Source organism: Streptomyces thermocarboxydovorans (genome assembly GCF_039524635.1).
Taxonomy (GTDB): Bacteria; Actinomycetota; Actinomycetes; order Streptomycetales; family Streptomycetaceae; genus Streptomyces; species Streptomyces thermocarboxydovorans.
Genome location: NZ_BAAAGU010000050.1, coordinates 40,263 through 58,967, shown reverse-complemented (window position 1 = coordinate 58,967; position 18,705 = coordinate 40,263). Strand labels below are relative to the sequence as shown.

Annotated in this window: 14 protein-coding genes and 2 pseudogenes; 9 read left to right on the top strand and 7 right to left on the bottom strand. The window is 71.4% G+C overall.

Annotated elements, in window-relative coordinates:
• The 8 genes and pseudogenes from ABD198_RS22650 to ABD198_RS22615 all read left to right on the top strand — a co-directional run.
• Positions 1-1,040: pseudogene (locus tag ABD198_RS22650) on the top strand (nitrate- and nitrite sensing domain-containing protein); the annotation flags it as partial.
• Positions 1,041-1,049: 9 nt separating this feature from the next.
• Positions 1,050-1,463, top strand: coding sequence for a roadblock/LC7 domain-containing protein (locus tag ABD198_RS22645; RefSeq protein WP_167996637.1), 414 nt, complete (start codon positions 1,050-1,052; stop codon positions 1,461-1,463).
• A 121-nt stretch (positions 1,464-1,584) separates the two neighbouring features.
• Positions 1,585-1,980 carry a DUF742 domain-containing protein gene (locus ABD198_RS22640; protein ID WP_167996560.1) on the top strand — a complete coding sequence of 132 codons (396 nt, stop codon included), beginning with the start codon at positions 1,585-1,587 and terminating at the stop codon, positions 1,978-1,980.
• Positions 1,961-2,551, top strand: coding sequence for a GTP-binding protein (locus tag ABD198_RS22635; RefSeq protein ID WP_344005017.1), 591 nt, complete (start codon positions 1,961-1,963; stop codon positions 2,549-2,551). Before ABD198_RS22640 ends, ABD198_RS22635 begins: the two co-directional genes overlap by 20 nt.
• A gap of 388 nt (positions 2,552-2,939) precedes the next feature.
• Positions 2,940-6,242: a sensor histidine kinase gene (locus tag ABD198_RS22630; protein WP_344005014.1), complete on the top strand. Its 3,303-nt coding sequence runs from the start codon at positions 2,940-2,942 to the stop codon at positions 6,240-6,242.
• Positions 6,243-6,252: 10 nt separating this feature from the next.
• On the top strand, positions 6,253-6,666 hold the full coding sequence (locus ABD198_RS22625; protein ID WP_029385896.1) for a roadblock/LC7 domain-containing protein: 414 nt from the start codon (positions 6,253-6,255) through the stop codon (positions 6,664-6,666).
• A gap of 94 nt (positions 6,667-6,760) precedes the next feature.
• A complete protein-coding gene (locus ABD198_RS22620; protein ID WP_344005007.1) occupies positions 6,761-7,333 on the top strand; it encodes a DUF742 domain-containing protein in 573 nt (190 codons plus the stop codon).
• Positions 7,314-7,895: a GTP-binding protein gene (locus ABD198_RS22615; RefSeq protein WP_044384251.1), complete on the top strand. Its 582-nt coding sequence runs from the start codon at positions 7,314-7,316 to the stop codon at positions 7,893-7,895. Before ABD198_RS22620 ends, ABD198_RS22615 begins: the two co-directional genes overlap by 20 nt.
• Positions 7,896-8,154: 259 nt before the next feature.
• Here ABD198_RS22615 and ABD198_RS22610 read toward each other — a convergent pair whose 3' ends face one another.
• From ABD198_RS22610 to ABD198_RS22590, 5 genes and pseudogenes are all read right to left on the bottom strand, one after another.
• The gene (locus tag ABD198_RS22610) at positions 8,155-8,343 is read right to left on the bottom strand and encodes an acyl-CoA carboxylase subunit epsilon (RefSeq protein ID WP_344005002.1); all 189 of its coding nucleotides are present in this window, start codon (positions 8,341-8,343) and stop codon (positions 8,155-8,157) included.
• Positions 8,344-8,360: 17 nt separating this feature from the next.
• The gene (locus tag ABD198_RS22605; protein WP_344004999.1) at positions 8,361-9,965 is read right to left on the bottom strand and encodes an acyl-CoA carboxylase subunit beta; all 1,605 of its coding nucleotides are present in this window, start codon (positions 9,963-9,965) and stop codon (positions 8,361-8,363) included.
• 155 nt (positions 9,966-10,120) lie between these two features.
• Complete coding sequence (locus ABD198_RS22600) at positions 10,121-12,517, bottom strand: polysaccharide lyase 8 family protein (protein WP_344004996.1); 2,397 nt, start codon at positions 12,515-12,517, stop codon at positions 10,121-10,123.
• A gap of 99 nt (positions 12,518-12,616) precedes the next feature.
• Positions 12,617-13,462: an SDR family NAD(P)-dependent oxidoreductase gene (locus ABD198_RS22595; RefSeq protein ID WP_344005025.1), complete on the bottom strand. Its 846-nt coding sequence runs from the start codon at positions 13,460-13,462 to the stop codon at positions 12,617-12,619.
• A 354-nt stretch (positions 13,463-13,816) separates the two neighbouring features.
• Positions 13,817-14,398, bottom strand: a pseudogene (locus ABD198_RS22590) (glycosyltransferase); the annotation flags it as partial.
• 214 nt (positions 14,399-14,612) lie between these two features.
• Between ABD198_RS22590 and ABD198_RS22585 the strand changes: the two are divergent.
• On the top strand, positions 14,613-15,215 hold the full coding sequence (locus tag ABD198_RS22585; RefSeq protein WP_344004993.1) for a YceI family protein: 603 nt from the start codon (positions 14,613-14,615) through the stop codon (positions 15,213-15,215).
• Positions 15,216-15,332: 117 nt separating this feature from the next.
• Here the strand turns inward: ABD198_RS22585 and ABD198_RS22580 are convergent, their stop codons facing one another.
• Positions 15,333-16,673, bottom strand: coding sequence for a hypothetical protein (locus ABD198_RS22580; RefSeq protein ID WP_344004990.1), 1,341 nt, complete (start codon positions 16,671-16,673; stop codon positions 15,333-15,335).
• A gap of 102 nt (positions 16,674-16,775) precedes the next feature.
• Positions 16,776-18,380 carry a citramalate synthase gene (gene cimA / locus ABD198_RS22575; RefSeq protein ID WP_344004987.1) on the bottom strand — a complete coding sequence of 535 codons (1,605 nt, stop codon included), beginning with the start codon at positions 18,378-18,380 and terminating at the stop codon, positions 16,776-16,778.
• Positions 18,381-18,705 lie beyond the last annotated feature (325 nt).

Below are 18,705 nucleotides of genomic sequence, written 5' to 3'. Positions count from 1 at the left end.
CGCCCCAGCGGGGAGGCGGCGGGCCCGAGCGCGGCCGCCGGCCGCAGCTCCCGCCGCGCGGCGGTGCGCGCCCCGAACTGCCCGGCGGTAACCAGCAGCAGCCGCGGGTGCCGAGCTGGAGCGACGAGAAGGCGGAGCCCTCGGTGCCGCGCGCCTCGCTGGACGCGCCGCGCGGTCACGAGGAGCCGGACGTCTCCCGCACGGCCGCCCTGCCGCGCGTCGACGACCGCCAGGGCCCCGGTTCCACGGCCGAGATCCCCCGCTTCGACGAGCGTCAGGCCTCCGGTGCCCAGGCTCCGGGCGCGGGCGGCCCGCAGAACACGGGCCAGTTCGTCCGCAGCGACGTCTACGGCGCCCCGGCGGGCCGCCAGGGCGCGCAGAACCCGGCCGACACCGCCCAGTTCGCCGCGCAGAACTACTCCGCCGGTGCCACCGGCCAGTACCAGGTGCCGGCCCAGAACGGCTCCACCACGGGCCAGTACCAGCGTCCGCAGGTCAACGGTGCCCCGCAGGCCCCGCAGCAGCGGCCGGTGCCGCGTGAGCCGGAGGCGCTGCCGCCGGCCACCGGTCCCGGTGACGGACGCACCCCGCTGTACGACACCCTGGAGACCAACTGGTTCCGGGGCCGTCGTGAGCGGCTTGCGCAGTCGCAGAACGGCAGCGGCCCGGCTGCCGCTCCGCAGCAGTCCCAGCAGTCCCAGCAGCAGCCGCAGGGGGCCGCCAACCCCCAGCGGTCCGCTTCCACCACTGCCTGGCGCAGCTCGCCCAACGACGAGCTGGTCCGGCAGGCCGAACGCGTCCGCAACCCGGCCGCGGGCGGTGTCACCACCTCCGGCCTGCCGCGCCGGGTCCCCCGGGCGAACCTCGTCCCGGGCACGGCTCAGCAGCAGACCCACACGAGCGGTCCGCAGGTCTCGCGTGCGCCCGACGACGTGCGCGGCCGGCTGACCAATCTCCGTCGGGGAATCGCACAGGGCCGTCAGGCGGGGGCCTCCCAGACCGGGAGCTTCCCGCGGCCCACTCACCAGCAGGAGCGTTAGTTGAGCCCGATGAGCCAGGCGGCACAAAATCTCAACTGGTTGATCACCAACTTCGTGGACAACACCCCCGGGGTGTCCCACACCGTCGTGGTGTCCGCCGACGGCCTTCTGCTGGCGCTGTCCGAGGGCTTTCCGCGCGACCGCGCGGATCAGCTCGCCGCCGTGGCCTCGGGACTGACCTCCCTGACGGCCGGCGCCTCGAGAATCTTCGAGGGCGGCAACGTCGCGCAGACGGTGGTGGAGATGGAACGGGGGTTTCTTTTTCTCATGTCCATCTCGGACGGCTCGTCCCTGGCCGTCCTGGCACACCCCGACTGCGACATCGGCCTCGTCGGCTACGAAATGGCGCTTCTGGTCGACCGCGCGGGGGCGGTCCTCACCCCGGACCTGCGCGCCGAACTACAGGGAAGTCTGCTCCACTGAACGGCCCCGGCACCACCCGTCTCACCACATCACCGTCCGGCCGCCACAATTTCCCCCCACCGGCCCACATCAGACGGCACGACTGACCAACCTGCTGTCACGCCCGGAGGATTGAGGATTCATGACCCCGCCCACCGCCTCTCATGATCCGTACGCGGAACCGTACGAGGACGAGGGCGACCAGCCGCTGGTCCGTCCGTACGCGATGACCGGCGGCCGGACGCGGCCGCGCTACCAACTGGCCATCGAGGCGCTGATCAGCTCGACCGCGGATCCGGCAGCACTCATGGGGCTCCTTCCGGAGCATCAGCGCATCTGCCACCTCTGCCGTGAGGTGAAGTCGGTCGCCGAGGTCTCGGCGCTCCTCAACATGCCACTGGGCGTCGCCCGGATCCTGGTGGCCGACCTCGCCGAGGCGGGCCTCGTCGCGATCCACCAGCCGGGCGGCGACGAGGCGACCGGCGCCCCGGATGTGACACTGCTCGAAAGGGTGCTCAGTGGACTTCGCAAGCTCTAGCGGCGGGGCGGTCTCCGACGCCCGTGCCACCACGTCCGCGAAGATCGTGGTGGCGGGCGGTTTCGGCGTCGGCAAGACCACGTTCGTCGGCGCCGTCTCGGAGATCAACCCGCTGCGCACCGAGGCCGTCATGACCTCCGCCAGCGCGGGGATCGACGACCTCACCCACACCGGGGACAAGACCACCACCACGGTGGCCATGGACTTCGGGCGCATCACGCTGGACCAGGACCTGATCCTCTACCTGTTCGGCACGCCCGGACAGGACCGGTTCTGGTTCATGTGGGACGACCTGGTGCGCGGCGCCATCGGCGCGGTCGTCCTGGTGGACACCCGCCGGCTGGCGGACTGCTTCCCGGCGGTGGACTACTTCGAGAACAGCGGTCTGCCGTTCGTGGTGGCCCTCAACGGATTCGACGGTCAGCAGCCCTACCAGCCCGAAGAGGTCCGGGAAGCGCTGCAGATCGGTCCCGGCACCCCCATCATCACCACCGACGCCCGGCACCGGGCGGACGCCAAGAGCGCGCTGATCACGCTGGTCGAGCACGCCCTGATGGCACGCCTGAGGTGATTTCAAGTCGGTGAACGATGACGGGAGTTGTCGTAACGGATGATCTCGGTGCACCGGGGCCGGCTGTGTCCTTTGACACGGTCGGCCCCGGTGTTCATAACGTTTCGGCAGAGGAATCCGGCCGGACCGACACGCGTCGCGTTCACGCGGTACCGCTGTGCTCACATCCGGCCCGCCTTTTGCCGCACCTCGCTCTTTATGACCGTTTTATCTGGGGCTTATGCGGGCCGGCACTGATCGTTTCCGCTGTTTGGAAGTCCGCAGGTCGGCATGCTGGAATGCCTGAACTGCCCATCGGTCAAAGACGTACCAAGAAGTCGATGGTGAGCAGGGCTCTGAGACACTGCGGCACAACGAAGGTGCCGACCGCCGAGAGGTTGTTGGTCGAGTGAGGCGAAGCAAGAACAGTCCCGAGCCGTCGGCCCGGGGCAACTTCACCCCGCCGCCGCGCGCAGCGGCGCCCACCCCCGTGCCCGGTCCGGAGCCGACGGACACACCCGCCCCGAGCGGCGGCAAGTTCTCCCCGCGCAACTGGCGGGTGGCCACCAGGCTCAACGCGATCCTGCTCATACCCGTGCTGGTCGGCCTCGTCATGGGCGGCTTCCAGGTGAGCAGCTCCATCGAGACCTGGCAGGAGGCCGAGGACGCGGAGAAGACCGCGCGTCTGGTGCAGGCCTCCCTGACCTACGCCGACGCCATCTACAACGAGCGCGACATCACCGCGGTTCCGCTGCTGACCGGCAAGGGCGAGGACGACCCGACGGTCGTCAAGGCCCGCGCCGCCACCGACAAGGCCGCCGACGCCTTCGACGAGGCCGCGCAGGAGTTGCCGGACAAGGAGGGCCTGCAGCGCCGTCTCGCCCGCTTCCGCAAGGCCGAGCCCCGTCTGACGCAGCTGCGCACCGTCGCCTACACCGACAAGCTCAAGGGTGTGGAGACGGAGGAGGGCTATGTCGACGTCGCCCACTCCCTGATGGAGTTCGCCAACGAGCTCGGTCTGGGCACCGGAAACATCACCAGCTACGGGCGGACGGTCTACGCGATCTCGCTGACCAAGGCCGCGCTGTCGCTGGAGCGCTCCATCGGTATGCACATGCTGACGAAGCCGGGCCCGACCCCGAGCCAGCTCGCCAGCCAGCGCGTGGCCCTCTCCTCCTACGCCTACCTCGAGCGCATCGCCGTCGAGGAGTACCGCGGCGGTGGCACCGAGGCCGACACGGCCAAGCTGGAGCAGGTCGCGCAGGACATCCAGGCCAAGGGCGCGGCGATGGCCAAGGAGGCCAAGCAGAAGGACCCCGACTACGTCCCGCCGCCCGCCAAGCCGGAGACGATGATCGGCGAGGTGGCCCGGCTGAGCACCACCGACCCCGCCGCCCGCGCCGAACTGGCCGGCAAGGGCATCACGCCCGCGAACTGGTGGGCGGTGAACACCCTCAAGTTCGACGGCTACCGGCAGATCGAGGCCGACCTCGCCGACACTGCGGTGAACGAGGCCGCCGAGATCGCCGACGACGCCCAGCGCGACGCCTTCATCACCGGTGCCGCCGTGGTCATCGCGCTGCTGACCGCGTTCATCCTGGCCGGCCTGGTGGCCCGCCAGATGAGCCGCTCGATGCGCCAGCTGCGCAACGCCGCCTTCGGCATCGCCGAGCAGCGCCTGCCGATGCTGGTCGACCAGCTCTCGCGCACCGACCCCGGCCGGGTCGACACCCGTGTCGCGCCCATCCCGATCACCTCCACGGACGAGATCGGCGAGGTCGCCCGGGCCTTCGACCAGGTCCACCGCGAGGCCGTCCGGCTCGCCGCCGAGCAGGCCCTGCTGCGGGGCAACATCAACGCGATCTTCACCAACCTGTCGCGCCGCAACCAGTCGCTGATCGAGGGCCAGCTGACCCTGATCACCGAACTGGAGAACAACGAGGCCGACCCGGACCAGCTGGAGAACCTCTTCAAGCTGGACCACCTGGCGACCCGTATGCGCCGCAACGGCGAGAACCTCCTGGTCCTCGCCGGCGAGGAGCCCGGCCGCCGCTGGGACCAGCCGGTGCCGCTGATCGACGTGCTGCGCGCCGCCTCCTCCGAGGTGGAGCAGTACGAGCGCATCGAGCTGTCCGGCGTCCCGGAGGCCGAGATCCACGGCCGTGCCGTGACCGACCTCGTGCACCTGCTCGCGGAGCTGCTGGAGAACGCGACGACCTTCTCGTCGCCGCAGACCAAGGTCCGCGTCACCGCGACCCGTCTCCCCGACGGCCGCATCATGATCGAGATCCACGACAAGGGCATCGGTCTGACCGCCGAGGACTTCGCGGACATCAACCACAAGCTGGCCAACCCGCCGACCGTGGACGCCGCGATCTCCCAGCGCATGGGTCTGTTCGTGGTCGGCCGGCTGTCCGACCGGCACGGCATCCGGGTCCAGCTGCGTCCCTCGGGCGAGCAGGCCGGTACCACCTCGCTGGTCATGCTGCCGGACGCGATCACCCACGGCGGTGGCGGCGAGCAGCAGATGGAGGGCGAGGAGTTCACCGTCTCGCAGATCATCCCGGAGCAGAACGTCCGCGGCGAGGACTTCAACCAGCCCATGCGCACCGCCGCTGAGCTGGGCTTCGACGACAGCCGCTACGCGGACGTCCCGGACGACATCCGTGAGCTGGACCCGGTCGGCCGCTCCCTGATGCGCGAGGAGCGCCGTGCGGCCCTGGAGGCCCAGGCGCAGGCCGCCGAACGGGAGGCCGCGAACCGCCGGAACGAGGGCGAGCAGCAGTCCGGCTACTCCGACGAGTACGCCCAGCAGGGCTACGACAACGGCCAGGGCTACGACAACGGCCAGGGCTACGACAACGGCCAGGGCTACGACAACGGCCAGGGCTACGACGGCGGCTACCAGGACCAGCAGACCGGCGAGTACGACCAGCAGGCGTACGCGGGCGGGCAGCAGGCGTCGTACGACGACCCGCAGCAGCAGTCGTACGGCGAGGGCTACTACGCCCAGAACGGCCATCTGCCGCAGAACGACGCCTACTCGTCGAACGGCAGCTACCCGGACGCCGCCTACGCCGACCAGGGCGGCCAGGACAACTCCGCCGGGGAGTCCTTCCCGGGCTTCGGCGAGCGCCGGCAGCAGGACGACTGGCCCCAGCAGGACGACTACCGCAACGGCTACCCGTCCCAGTACCCTGCGGATGCCCAGGCCACGGAATCCACCCAGGCCGCTGACGCAGATGAGCGGGACAGCGTAGGCTTCGACCGTCCGGGACCGGCCCACTCCACCGTCCACGAGCTGACCGACGCCGGGCTTCCGCGCCGCGGTTCCTCCGCGAACGGCGCGAAGGGCTCGGCCGGCGCGCGGCAAGTGAACCAGGAGCCGCCGGCCTCCACCGCGGAGAGCAACGGTGACAGCGGCTGGCGTTCGGCGAACGACGAACGCTGGCAGCAGGCCTCGCAGCTCCGCAAGCCCAAGGCGGGCGGGGTGACCTCCTCCGGCCTGCCGCGGCGGGTGCCCAAGGCCAACCTGGTTCAGGGTTCCGCCGAAACCACCCCCCAGGGAGGCCCACAGGTCTCCCGCGCCCCGGAGGACGTCCGGGGCAGGCTGAGCAACCTGCGACGCGGCGTCCAGCGAGGCCGCAGCGCAGGCAGTGAAACGAACGGCCAGGGCTTCGGTCCTGACAGCACCTACAACCAGGAGCGTTAGTGTGAGCCCGATGAGCCAGGCGGCACAGAACCTGAACTGGTTGATCACCAACTTCGTGGACAACACCCCGGGGGTGTCCCACACGGTGGTGGTCTCCGCCGACGGACTCCTTCTGGCGATGTCCGAAGGCTTTCCCCGCGACCGCGCCGACCAGCTCGCGGCCGTCGCCTCCGGTCTGACGTCTCTGACGGCAGGCGCCTCCCGGATCTTCGAGGGAGGCAACGTGAACCAGACGGTTGTGGAGATGGAGCGGGGATTCCTCTTCATCATGTCCATTTCCGACGGTTCGTCGCTCGCCGTTCTCGCACATCCCGAGGCGGACATCGGCCTCATTGGGTACGAGATGGCCCTTCTGGTGGACCGAGCCGGTACGGTCCTGACGCCGGATCTTCGAGCGGAGCTCCAAGGGAGCCTTCTCAACTAGAAGACAGACGGTGCGTCTTGGCGTCCCGTAGCCGTAAGGTTTCGGGACGCGGCGCCACAGTGTTGGGTGCCCGGCACAGTCGGAGGAGGAGAAAGTGGCAACACCCCCAGGTGGTTCGTCTTCGGGCAACTGGTCGTACGGTCCTGGCCAGGGCCAGAACGACGCTGCCCAGAGCGGATACGGCTACCCCTCCGCACCGAACCACCGGCAGCCGTACGCGCCGCAGGGCCCCGGCCCTTCGCCGTACGACCAGCCGCCCGCGCCGCGCATCCAGCCCGTGCAGCCGCAGCGCCGCAGCCCCGAGCCGGCGCCCGCGGGTGCGTCGAACAACCCCCTGGTGCGTCCGTACGCCATGACCGGCGGCCGGACCCGCCCGAGGTACCAGCTCGCCATCGAGGCACTGGTGCACACCACTGCGCAGCCGCACCAGATGCAGGGGCAACTGCCCGAGCATCAGCGGATCTGCAACCTCTGCCGGGAGATCAAGTCGGTCGCCGAGGTCTCGGCGCTGCTGACCATCCCCCTCGGCGTGGCCAGGATCCTCGTCGCCGACTTGGCGGAGGCGGGACTGGTCGCCATCCATCAGCCCGGCGGCGACGAGAACGCCGGCGGCCAGCCAGACGTGACACTGCTCGAAAGGGTGCTCAGTGGACTTCGCAAGCTCTAGCGGCGGTCCTTCCCGCTCCACCACCTCCGCGAAGATCGTGGTGGCGGGCGGCTTCGGCGTGGGCAAGACCACGTTCGTCGGCGCCGTCTCGGAGATCAACCCGCTGCGCACGGAGGCCGTCATGACGTCTGCTTCGGCGGGCATCGACGACCTCACCCACACCGGGGACAAGACGACCACGACGGTCGCCATGGACTTCGGCCGTATCACCCTGGACCAGGACCTGATCCTCTACCTTTTCGGTACGCCGGGCCAGGACCGCTTCTGGTTCATGTGGGACGACCTGGTGCGCGGCGCCATCGGCGCAGTGGTGCTGGTCGACACGAGGAGGCTCGCCGACTGCTTCCCCGCTGTCGACTACTTCGAGAACAGCGGACTGCCGTTCGTGATCGCGCTGAACGGCTTCGACGGGCAGCAGCCGTACTCGCCGGACGAGGTGCGGGAGGCGCTGCAGATCGGGCCGGACACGCCGATCATCACGACGGATGCGCGGCATCGGGCCGATGCGAAGTCCACGCTGATCACCCTCGTCGAACACGCCCTCATGGCCCGCCTGCGGTAACTCTCCAACGAGGTTTCCTTTCAAGGTGCCCTTGGCCCACCCGGCCGGGGGCACCTTTCGTTTCCGCCTGCGGCCAGTCGTATCGCCAATTTCCCCCAGTTGCGCCGGGTTGCGCGGGTTCCCCCGGGTGCGCGTCTGCCGGGTCGTTGTTCAGTGCCGGGTGCGGGTGGGATGGGGCTGGGCGCGCAGTTCCCCGCGACGCTGGCGTAAGTTTCGCCACCCCGAATGGGAAAGGGGCCCCGGTTGGGGCCCCTTGGGGTTAGCGCCAGCTGTGGGGGGCGCGGAAGCCGGGTTCGCGTTCCAGGCGGCGCCAGCCCGCGCGGGCCCTGCCCCGGTGAGCGGGGGCAGCCGCCGGCGTGGCGGCCCGGGCCAGCAGGATCGCCGTGATCGCAGCCACTTCCTCGGGCTCGGCGTGGCCCTTCTCGACGCGAATGTCGGGTGTCGTCATCGTCGTATCTCCGAAGGTCACTGGGGCGGGTTGCCGTGCTTGCGGGAGGGCAGATCGGCGTGCTTGGTCTGCAGCATGGTCAGGGAGCGGATCAGCACCTCGCGGGTCTCGGCCGGGTCGATCACGTCGTCGACCAGGCCGCGCTCGGCCGCGTAGTACGGGTGCATCAGCTCGGCCTTGTACTCCTTGACCATGCGCGCCCGCATCGCCTCGGGATCCTCCGCCTCGGCGATCTGCCGGCGGAAGATGACGTTGGCCGCGCCCTCCGCGCCCATCACCGCGATCTCGTTGGTCGGCCACGCGTAGGTGAGGTCCGCGCCGATGGACTGACTGTCCATGACGATGTACGCGCCGCCGTAGGCCTTGCGCAGGATCAGGGAGATCCGCGGCACCGTGGCGTTGCAGTAGGCGTACAGCAGCTTGGCGCCGTGCCGGATGATGCCGCCGTGCTCCTGGTCGACGCCGGGCAGGAAGCCGGGCACGTCCAGCAGGGTCACGATCGGGATGTTGAAGGCGTCGCACATCTGGACGAAGCGGGCCGCCTTCTCGGAGGCCTCGATGTCCAGCACACCGGCCAGCACCTGCGGCTGGTTGGCGACGATGCCGACGACCTGGCCGTCCATCCGGGCCAGCGCGCAGATGATGTTGCGCGCCCAGCGCTCGTGGACCTCCAGGTACTCGCCGTCGTCGACGAGCTCCTCGATCACCTTGGCCATGTCGTACGGCCGGTTGCCGTCCGCGGGGACCAGGTCGAGCAGCACGTCGCTGCGGCGGTCCACCGGGTCGGTGCACTCCACCCGCGGCGGGTTCTCCCGGTTGTTCTGCGGGAGGAGGGAGAGCAGGTAGCGGACCTCGTGGAGGCAGGTCTCCTCGTCGTCATAGGCGAAGTGGCACACCCCGGAGGTCTCGGCGTGCACATCGGCACCGCCGAGGCCGTTCTGGGTGATCTCCTCGCCGGTGACCGCCTTCACCACGTCCGGACCGGTGATGAACATCTGCGAGGTGTCGCGGACCATGAACACGAAGTCCGTCAAGGCGGGCGAGTACGCGGCACCGCCGGCGCACGGGCCGAGCATCACCGAGATCTGCGGGATGACCCCGGAGGCCTTGGTGTTGCGCTGGAAGATGCCGCCGTAGCCGGCCAGCGCCGAGACACCCTCCTGGATACGCGCGCCCGCGCCGTCGTTCAGCGACACCAGCGGCGCCCCGGCCGCGATGGCCATGTCCATGATCTTGTGGATCTTGGTGGCGTGCGCCTCGCCCAGCGCACCGCCGAAGATCCGGAAGTCGTGGGCGTAGACGAAGACCGTCCGGCCCTCCACCGTCCCCCAGCCGGTGATCACACCGTCCGTGTACGGCTTCTTGGCCTCCAGGCCGAAGCCGGTCGCCCGGTGCCGGCGCAACTGCTCGACCTCACGGAAGGAGCCGGGGTCCAGCAGCAGCTCGATGCGCTCCCGCGCCGTCAGCTTCCCCTTGGCGTGCTGCGCCGCCGTCGCCTTCTCGCTCGGGCCGGCCAGTGCCTGCGCACGGATCTCGTGCAGTTCGGCCACGCGTCCGCGCGCGTCGGCCGGCTCTCCCGACATCTCGGTCGGTTCGCCCGGCGCCTCATCCAAAACGGTCATGTAGTGACCTTACGAAGCCCCCGGGGGATTGCGAGCCGTCGACTCCTCACAGTCTCCGGCGCGTTTTCCTGGCGCCACTGAACAGAACCACAACGCCATGCAGCCGTTCCGACTGCTCAGAGGGCTTCGCGCTTGTAGAGGTCGCACAAACCCCATCAGCTGAGAGTCACCTCACAGCGGTGAGTGGTACATACCTCCCCCGGAGTGACACGGACCCGGAGACGGCGGCCGGTGGCCAGGACTTCCACGGTGTCGTCGGCCCGTACCGGCCCGCGCACCGGATGGTCCCAGATGATCTCCAGCGGTTCGCCTGTTCGGGTCGGCTCGCTCACGCAGAGGGTAGCGGTACGGCCCCGGCGGCGGAGCAGCACGCTCGCGGATGCGGTGGCGGTGAGCGGTCCGGCGGTGCCCGGCTGCCAGAAGCTGGCGGCGGTCAGGCCGAGGGAGGGCAGGGCGACGGCCTGGCGGGTGCGGTCGTTGGCGAGGATCCGCAGCCGGCGGCGGTCGGCGGCGCGGCGGAGGACCTGCCGGCGGTCGGCGCCGGGCATCAGGACGTAGGCGTAGGTCGCGTCGGCGGGGTCGGTGCCGTGGTCGAGCCAGAGGGTCTGCCAGCGGCGGGTGCGGCGTTCGCTGGTGCTGGTGGTGTTGATGTCGGACCAGGCTCCGGTGCGGTCCTCGCGCAGGGTGCGCAGGTCGCCGTCGAGGACCAGCCAGCCGCCGTGGCCCTCCAGGTGCGCCCAGCCGGGGCCACGGGTCAGGGTGTTGGTGCCGCCCTCACCCAGGTTGCGGTTGTCGACGATCGTCTCGACCGGGACGCCGTCGGTGCAGGTGATGCCGGCGCCGAGGCAGATCACCGCGTCGTCGACGCAGAACCAGGACTTGCGGGCCTGGAGCGTGGAGCCGAGGCCCTTGAGGTGCTGGCCCACGGCCGCGTACTCGCCGTCGGTGGTGCCGCCGACCCAGCGCACGTCCGGCTTGGGCGTGCCCCACTCGCCGCCGGCCCGGTCGGGCAGGCGCTTGGTGGACACGGTGGTGCCGGGCAGCCGGTACCAGTCGACGGTGGGCCAGAACCAGTCCGTGTACTGGTCGCCGAGGCCGGGCGCCCACCACAGCAGCATGCCGGCGCCGGTGTGCCAGCCGCGCGGGTTCTCGCCGTTGCCGCACTCGTAGTGGGCGATGCGGTCGCTGGCCATGGCGATGTTCGCGGTGAAGCCGGGGCGGCGGTGCACGGCCCGGTCCATCGCGGCGAAGAGGCGGTGGCCGGTGGGCTCCGGGGCGGCGGGGAGGGGTGAGTCGGCGATGGCGTGCAGGCGGGCGAGGTCGGCGACGCCGAACTGGCGGGCGGTCAGGATCGGGGAGACGGTGTCGCGCTCGATCCAGCCCTTCACCCGTGCCTGCCAGCGCTCGCGCTCGGCCGGGCTCGCGGCCCCGGCGAGCAGGGCGATGGCCGCGATGAGCTGCTGGCCGTGGAAGTGGTCCGAGCGCATCACGTGCCGGTCGTCGCTCTTGAGGTAACCGCGGCTGATGGCACGCCCGTTGACGCTGTCCATGACCAGGCCGTCGTGGATGAGGGGCGCGTAGGCGTGCTCGACGCTGTCCAGGACGATCTGCCGGGCCGGGTCGGTGACCTCCCAGTCGGAGCCGGCGAGCAGGGTGAAGAGGCGGGCGAGGCCGTCGAGCATGACCTGCCCGTAGGTGCCGGAGTAGGCGACCCAGGTGTGCTGGATGAACGATCCGTCGGCGTACAGGCCGTCGCCCCGGGTGACGTACGGGAAGACCGGGGAGAGCGCGTCCCGGGCCAGGGCGATCTTGGCGGGGTCGCGGCCGAGGATGCCGCGCAGGGCGACCGAGCGGCACAGGTCGACGCGGTTGGCGCCGGTGGAGGTGCCGGAGTAGTCGGTGAGCGCGGGGTCGGGGATGAAGTGGTCGATCGCGGCGCACATGGCGTCGATGCGCTCGGGGCCGAGGTGGTCGTGGAGCGCGGCGGTGATGTCGGTCAGCAGCCGGGGGCTGCCGATCTGCCACTCCCACCAGTTGCCGTAGCGGGTGGTGGAGGGGTTGTAGACGGTGGCGGAGAGATGGTCGAGGCCGCGCAGGATCGTGGCGAGGAGGCCGGGGTCTCCGGTGGATCCGGTGCCGGGCTGGACGTAGGCCTGGGTCATGGTCCACAGGCGGCTGTAGCTGAGGGTGATGCCCGCCGGCGGGTCGAAGGGGTGGCCGGGCCAGAGGGAGTCGGGCGCCGGGGCCATGCCGGCCGCGAGCTGCCGGGCCTCGGTGCCGGTCTCGGCCAGCCGGGAGGCGTAGGGCTCGGCGGCCGGGTCGTAGCCCTCGCCGAGGGCGATGGTGAGCCAGCGCCGGCGGAGGGCGTCGTAAGGATCGGCGGCGGCTGCCCCCGTCGGTCTGCGTGCGGGCGCGGCGGCCCCGGTCACCGCGAGCACGGTCAGCGCGCCGAGCAGCGCCCGCCGGGTGGTGCGCGGCAGTATCCGCCTGCCCGTCCCGCCCTGCCCGGTGCCCCGCGCCTTGCCGCTGCCGTAGCTGCCGTAGCTGTCCATGACTGCCCCCGGTCGGACGGACGGAATCTGCGGACCGTCCTGGACCCTACCCGCGCGGCCGGGGCGGCAGACGCGGCAGAGGCGGGTGGTCCCGTCCGGTCAGCCGAAGCGGTTGAGCAGCCTGCGGTACAGGCGGGGCGTGAGGGCGCGGACCCGGTTGGGGAGGGTGAGCCAGCCGGGGACGTAGGCCTCCTCGCGGGCCTCGGTGACGGCCTCCCAGACGGTGGCCGCCACCCGGTCCGGGGAGGTGGGGCGAGGTCGGTTGCGGTGGTAGGGGCGGCCCCGGCGGGCGAAGAAGCCGGTGTCGACGGGGCCGGGGACGACGAGGGTGACGCCCACGCCGGTGCCGAGGAGTTCCTGGCGCAGCGCCTCGGCGAAGGCGGCGAGGCCGGCCTTGGCGGCCGAGTACACCGCCTCTTCCCGCACGCCGACCACTCCGGCGACCGAGCCGATGAACACCACCCGGCCGTGGCCGGCGGTCACCATGGACGGCAGCACCTCGCGGACCAGGTGCAGGGTCGCGTTGAGGTCGAGGGCCAGGACCCGGTCGATGTCGGTGTGCGGCATGCTCAGGAACGGTCCCGCCCAGCCGATGCCGGCCCCGGCGACCAGCAGGTCGATCCGGCCGGTCTCGCGCAGCGCGGCCTGCGCCAGCAGCCGCGGCCCGTCCGGGGCGGCGAGGTCGGCGGGCAGCACCACGGCCGAGGTCCCGGCGGCCGTCTCCTCCAGCCGGCGCCGGTCGCGCCCGCTGAGCAGCAGATGCCAGCCGCCGGCGGCGAGGCGCCGCGCCGTGGCCGCCCCGATGCCGGAGGAGGCGCCGGTGACCAGGGCGACCCTGCGGTCCGTGCGCGGTTGTGGACCGTGACCGGGCGCCGGTGCGGCGGTGGCGCGATGCACGGGGTCGGCCGGGGGGTCGTAGGTGGAGCCGGAGCCGGTGGTGGTCACGAGGCGGTCTCCCTGCGCTGTTCGGTCCGCTCTGCTCTCGTCGTCGCGGCGTGTCCTCGGCTTCCAGCACACCCGGCCCCGGCCCCCTCCGCCAGTGCTGGGGGTCCGTCCGCCGGGGTACGGCTCACCCGGTCCGGTGGGCCGTACCGCGAAATCCGGCGGCCGGGCCGCCGTCGCGGCAGGACCACCCCTGCGGGCCGCGGGGTGCCGCCAGGCGGGCGTATGCGCAGCACGGGTCCGGGCCCGCCGGGATACGAAGGGAGGACCCCCTGTTCCGTTCCCGGATGCGGTCCGGCTCCCCGTGGCGAGGAGCCAGGCACGGGCGCCGGGGTCGGGCCGGAAGCGGGCGTGGTCGGTGCCGCGGCGCAGCATGGCCACCCGGTGCGGCCCGAGGGTGCGGGCGAGTTCCGCGCGGGCCTGCGCCGTGGGGACGAGCACCTTCTCGCAGGCGTCCAGCAGCCGGTCCCGGCGCCGGCGCAGGGCGCGTTCCGCGTGCTCGGCGAGGAAGTCGCCGGCCGCCGGATGCGAGCCGGGCAGCCACCGGCCGGCCAGGCAGCGGGCGTAGACGGAGGCCAGCAGCGGGACGTCGGTGTGCACGGAGGCGACGAGCCGGGGGCGCCGGCCCTCGGGCCGTCTGCGGGCGAGCCGTACGGCGGTGGTGGCGAAGGCGAAGCTGTGGGTGAGGTGCCAGACGTCGTGCCGGGGCAGCAGCGCGGCGAGCCGGGGGTGACGGGGCGCGAGGTCGCAGGGGTCCTCCGCGCTCTCCGCGGACCGGAACGGCGCCGAGCTGAGCAGCGGGCGGAGCATGACCAGCCGGACGTGCGGCGCGAGGTGGTCGACGTGTTCGCGCTCGCCGAGGAAGTAGACCGTCAGGTCGAGTCCGCTGCCGGCGGGCAGCCGGGCGGCGCTGTGCGCGAAGTGCTCCCAGCACTTCACCTGACCGCCCGACGTGTCGCGTCGCAGCAGCTCGACCAGGACCGCGACCGAGGGCACGCACTCCCGTGTACCACCCGGTCGGGTGATCCAATCGCGACACCCGCCCGAAGATGTTGAATGTTTAAGGGAATAGGTCTACGGTGAGTGCTGTTGAGTTAGTTGAACGTTAAACGTGGTCTCGACACCAACGGCCGTCCCCTACAGGAGGAAGATCATGGGCATCTTCAACCGCAGCGACAACGACACCGCGACCGCCACGGCCACGGTGAACCCGGACCTCGCCGCGCTGACCGGCGACTACACCATCGACCCCGCCCACACCACCCTCGGCTTCACCGCGCGGCACGCGATGGTGACCAATGTGAAGGGCGAGTTCCGGGAGTTCAGCGGCACCCTGCACCTGGACGGCACCGACCCGTCGAAGTCCACCGCCTCGATCGACGTGGTGATGGACAGCATCGACACCGGCAACGCCGACCGTGACAACCACCTGAGGAGCGCGGAGTTCTTCGACACGGAGAAGTACCCGACGATGACCTTCCGCTCGACCAACGCGGAGGCCCTCGGCGGCGACCATTACCGCATCACCGGTGATCTGACGATCCGCGACGTCACCAAGCCGATCACCATCGACCTGGAGTTCAACGGCGCCGCCAAGGACCCGTTCGGCAACGAGCGCGTGGGCTTCGAGGGCAAGGCCGAGATCCTGCGCTCCGACTGGGGTCTGACCTGGAACGCGGCGCTGGAGACGGGCGGCGTCCTGGTCTCGGACAAGATCAAGCTGAACTTCGACATCTCGGCGATCCGCAAGGCCTGACCGGATCGCCCGGTCCCGCCGCCCGGGACCGGACACTCCGAGCGCGCCCGCCCCTCCCACACCCCGTGGGGAGGGGCGGGCGCTCGGTGTGCGGGCGCCCGGCAGCTGCAGGAAGCCTCAGAATCCGCCCCCGAAGTCACCGCCGCCGCCGAAGTCTCCGCCGCCGAAACCTCCGCCGAAGCCGCCGTCGAAGTCCGCGCCGGAGACGTCGCCGCCCTCGTAGCCGCCGAAGTCGCCGTAGCCGGCGCCGTAGTCGGCCGCGTAGGCGGAGCCGGCCATCATGTTGCCGAGCATGGTGCCGATGAGCAGGCCGGGCAGGATGCCGCCGCCGAAGTAGCCGCCCGCCCAGGGGCCGTAGGCCGGGCCCGCCTCCCAGTAGGGGCGGCGTCCGTACTCGGTGTCGACCTCGCGGACCGCCGGGTCCCGGCCCTCGGCCAGGCGGACACGGTCGGCCTCGCAGACCGGGACCTCGCGCTCGGCACCGCCCGGCGGAGTCCAGGGCGCGTCGGCGACCGAGGGGCCGTGACGCGGGTCGAAGAAGCAGGGCGAGCGCCGCTCGGGCAGCTCGCGGCCCTCGCGGCGGGCGGCGAGGCAGGCCAGGGCGAAGCGGCCGTCCTCCACGGCCTGGGTGACCGCCCGCACGTCCTCCGGCTTGCGGGCCTGCTCTATCAGCTGTTTGGACTGCTCATAGGCGTCCAGCGCACGCTCGTAGTCGGCGCGCATCGCGTCGTCGGCACCCGGTTCGCCGGGGTGGAAGTCGAGCCGGTCCAGCTCCTCGCCGAAGGCGGTGATGTCCTCGTCGACCACCACGCGCAGCTTCTCCAGCGCGGCCCGCTGCTCCTCCTCGTGGCGCCGCCGGTTGCGGCGGACCATGGCGTAGGCGCCCGCACCGCCCGCGGCGAGCAGCGCACCGGTGGTGATCAGGCCGCCGACCGGGACGTCCACGCCGCCGCCCTCGTCCCAGGAGCCCGGCGCCGAACCGCCGAGGTTGCGCAGCGCGCTGTCGACGAAGTCGTTCAGCTGGGCCTTGGCGTCGCCGGCGTCCTGCACGGAGGCGACCAGGTTCTGCACGCCCTGGTTGCTCAGCACGCTGCTGTCGGCGCGGGCGTCGAAGCGGTCGCCGAGCCGGACCCCGTACAGGCCGGTGATGCCGGTCTCGGTGCGCAGCTCGCGCCAGAACTGGTCGCCGGTCGGGAAGTCGGCCGGGAGGACGGCGACGAAGACGGGCTTGCCGGCGTCCTCGATCTTGTCGGCGAGCGCCTCGGCGTCCGACGCCGACAGGATGTCCCGGGCCCCGGGATCCACGTAGACGGGACTCTCGCGCAGCCCGGCGGCGACGGCCGAGAGGTCGTCGGTGGCCGCATGCGCACCCGGCGCACCGGCCAGCAGCGCCGCCAGCGCGGCGGCGATCGGCACGATCAAAAGGCGTACGAGGGTACGCAGCGGTGCGGCCTTCATATGTTCGAAGCTACCCGAACCGGTGCACAAACGGACATACCTCCCGGCGGGAACTTGCACTGCCCGCCCCGCCGGGACCGGATGCCCGAGCGCCGGGGCCGGTTACCCGGCCGGTGCGACGCCCGCGCGGAGCAGGCCGTAGGTGTAGGCGTCCTCCAGGGCCTGCCAGGACGCGGCGATCACGTTCTCCGCGACGCCGACCGTGGACCACTCCCCCGCGCCGTCGGAGGTGGAGATCAGCACCCGGGTGGTGGACTGGGTGCCGTGCTTGCCCTCGAGGATGCGCACCTTGTAGTCGACCAGCTCCAGCTTGGCGAGCTGCGGGTAGATCTTCTCCAGGGCGACCCGCAGGGCGCGGTCGAGGGCGTTGACCGGGCCGTTGCCCTCGGCGGTGGCGACGATGCGCTCGCTCTTGGCCCACAGCTTCACCGTGGCCTCGTTGGCGTGGCTGCCGTCGGGGCGGTCCTCGACGATGGCGCGCCAGGACTCGACCTGGAAGTACTTCAGCGGCTTGCCCTCGGCCTCGGCGCGCAGCAGCAGCTCGAAGGAGGCGTCGGCGGCCTCGTAGGTGTAGCCCTCGAGCTCGCGCTCCTTGACCCGTTCGACGACCCGGGCGACCAGCTCGCGGTCGTCGCCGAGGTCGATGCCGAGCTCCTTGCCCTTGAGCTCGACGGAGGCGCGTCCGGCCATGTCGGAGACCAGCATCCGCATGGTGTTGCCGACCTGCTCGGGGTCGATGTGCTGGTACAGGTCCGGGTCGACCTTGATGGCGGAGGCGTGCAGCCCGGCCTTGTGCGCGAAGGCGGAGAGGCCGACGTAGGGCTGGTGGGTGGAGGGGGTGAGGTTGACGACCTCGGCGATGGCGTGGGAGATGCGGGTCATCTCGCGCAGCCGGCCCTCGGGCAGCACCTTCTTGCCGTACTTCAGCTCCAGCGCGGCCACCACCGGGAACAGGTTGGCGTTGCCGACCCGCTCGCCGTAGCCGTTGGCCGTGCACTGCACATGGGTGGCGCCGGCGTCGACGGCGGCGAGGGTGTTGGCGACCGCGCAGCCGGTGTCGTCCTGGGCGTGGATGCCGAGGCGGGCGCCGGTGTCGGCGAGCACGGTCGAGACCACGGCCTGGATCTGGGCGGGGAGCATGCCGCCGTTGGTGTCGCACAGGACCACCACGTCGGCGCCGGCGTCGGCGGCGGTGCGGACGACCTTCTTGGCGTACTCGGGATTGGCGCGGTATCCGTCGAAGAAGTGCTCGCAGTCGACGAACACCCGGCGGCCCTGGGCGCGCAGGTAGGAGACGGTGTCGCGGACCATCTCCAGGTTCTCCTCGAGGGTGGTGCGCAGGGCGAGCTCGACATGCCGGTCGTGGGACTTGGCGACCAGGGTGATGACCGGGGCGCCGGACTCCAGCAGCGCCTTGACCTGCGGGTCCTTGTCGGCGGTGGTGCCCGCGCGGCGGGTGGAGCCGAAGGCGACCAGCTGGGCGTGCTGGAACTCGATCTCCTGCCGTGCGCGGGCGAAGAACTCGGTGTCCCGCGGGTTGGCGCCCGGCCAGCCGCCCTCGATGAAGCCCACGCCGAACTCGTCCAGGTGCCGGGCGATGGCCAGCTTGTCGGCGACCGTGAGGTTGATGCCCTCGCGCTGGGCGCCGTCGCGCAGAGTGGTGTCGAAGACGTGGAACGAGTCGTCGAGCTCGCTGGTTGCGGTCATGGTCTGAAGGCTCCTGAAGTTGGATCTCGGTCTACCGGAATGACCGGCTCCACCGTCCCCCCATGGTCCCTCGCGCTCGCCTCCCGGCGGTGGGTGGGGCCGGGAAACAGAAAAACCTCTCGCGGGTGCGAGAGGTCTGCGCGCGGGTCGAGGACGACGGTGTCCGCCCGTACGGTGTCGTACGTGACGGTCACTGCGGACCGGCGCGCCTGCTGCCAATAATCGTGGCGAACGAGAGCACGGGGGCAGTCTGGCACAATCCGCCCCCGCGCTCCCCGGCTGTCTCAGGATGCGGGCGATGGGTGGTCAGCGCAGCCGGCGCAGG